Raw genomic sequence first — 424 nt, 5'->3', positions numbered from 1 at the left:
GTCTGTAGACTCACCTTCACAAATAGTGGCATCTCCACCGATAGCTACTGTAGGTAACGGATTAACAGTAACTTGAGCAGAACCTGTAACTGTGGCTGGACTGCAATTATTGGCATCCGTTACGCTTGTAAGCGTGTAAGTGGTTGTACTTGTAGGAGTAACCGATTCCAAGTGGCCATCACTAATGCCTGTAAGATCAACATCGACCGTTCCATCATTGTAAGTAACATCATAAGGGCCGGTGCCAGTCAAAGTAAATAATAAGTCCGTAGACTCGCCATCACAAATGGTAGCATCTCCACTAATAGTTACAGTAGGTAAAGGATTTACAGTCACTTGAGCAGAACCTGTAACTGCAGCAGGACTACAGCTATTAGCATCTGCTACGCTGACTAGCGTGTAAGTGGTTGTGCTCGTTGGCATT

General features: G+C 44.8%; 1 pseudogene. It reads right to left on the bottom strand.

Going from position 1 to position 424, the window contains the following annotated elements:
* Positions 1–424 (bottom strand): annotated as a pseudogene (locus E1140_RS21135) (hypothetical protein); the annotation flags it as partial.

It is taken from the genome of Fulvivirga lutimaris, from assembly GCF_009711525.1.
Taxonomy (GTDB): Bacteria; Bacteroidota; Bacteroidia; order Cytophagales; family Cyclobacteriaceae; genus Fulvivirga; species Fulvivirga lutimaris.
Note: the sequence above shows the minus strand (reverse complement) of the source record. Positions and strands in the feature narration are given on the sequence as shown.